Below are 1,324 nucleotides of genomic sequence, written 5' to 3'. Positions count from 1 at the left end.
ACTCATATTCAGTCAGGCCGGACATTGAACGTGGCGTTATCCGTGTTGGCATTGTGTGTAGGTACGCTTAGTTCTGTGGGGGCTGCACCTGCGCAAAATCCTGCGGGGGAGGGGCCTGGTATTGCTATTGGTAGTGCCTCTGAGGCAAATAATGGTACAGGGATTGCGATTGGCAGTAATACAAAAGCTAAAGGCTCTAATGCTACTGCAATAGGAGCAGGTTCTGAGGCTAATGGCAATAATGCCACTGCATTAGGATTTGAAAATAAAGTTAATAATATTGGTTCGGCAGCTGTGGGCTATAAAAATAAAGTAAATGCGCAGAATGCGTATGCTTTTGGATATGAGAATGCTGTATCTAGAAATAACTCCTTTGCCATTGGTTATCAAAATAAAGTTACGACTAAGACTAGTAATACAAAGGCTTATGCTTTTGGTAATGAGAACGCCATAGTAGGAGATGACTCAGTAGCTATAGGTTTTTCTAATAAAACTGGTGGTACTACATCGTTTGGGGCTGGTAATAATACTATTATTGGATCTACCTCGAGCAATGCTGTTGCTATCGGTAATGGGGCTAAAGTAGGGGCTACTGCAGCTACTAATGCAACTGTAGACGCTACTACAGGAGTGGTAACAGGGCCTACATTTACTGGCGAAAATATTGCAAGTAATAGTGTAGCTATTGGTACTAATGCATCAGTACAGGCGCAAGAGGCAGTAGCTCTTGGATATGGAGCAATAATTAATAAATTCGAAGCTGCTACTGATACGAAATCTTCTAAAGGCGGATATAGAGGGGTTGCGATTGGTAAAGGTGCTACAGTTTCAGAAGAAACTGGGATTGCTCTTGGTGCTGATTCTTTAGCAAATCGTGCAGGTTATTCTGCTGATGTTGTGGATAAGGCTGATGCTACAAAGGTATTAACTAAAGGTAACCCAGGGTCATCAGGGTGGGATCCGATAACAAATAAACAATCTACAATAGAAAATCCTACTTGGAGAGCTAATCGAGGTGCTCTATCTATTGGTAATGGAAATAGTATAACTCGTCAAATTACGAGTGTGGCAGCTGGGACATCTGATACAGATGCAGTTAACGTGGCTCAATTAAAGGGTGCGTTATCCAATGCGGATATTAATGTAAATGGATTCGCTATAGCAGCAGCTTCAGTACATGGGAATAATGTAGGGACATTAAAAGAACCAGCTGGAGCAGCAGGGAACAGAGCGGGTGCGTTTGCTCGTAATGCTAGAGTTAACGCAAGCGATGCTGTTGGGAGTGCATTAGATGCTAATAATATAGTTACGGCTCGTAGAGGGG

At 42.7% G+C, this 1,324-nt stretch carries 1 protein-coding gene; it reads left to right on the top strand.

Features of this window, described 5'->3' with window-relative positions; translation table 11 throughout:
• Positions 1 to 1,324 (top strand): hypothetical protein (locus VER_RS10135; protein ID WP_202922171.1); only part of this gene is annotated, 1,324 nt, incomplete at both ends.

The sequence above is a fragment of the Veillonella sp. R32 genome (genome assembly GCF_010093125.1).
In the GTDB taxonomy this organism is placed as follows: Bacteria; Bacillota; Negativicutes; order Veillonellales; family Veillonellaceae; genus Veillonella_A.
This window is presented reverse-complemented; position numbering and strand designations above follow the sequence as displayed.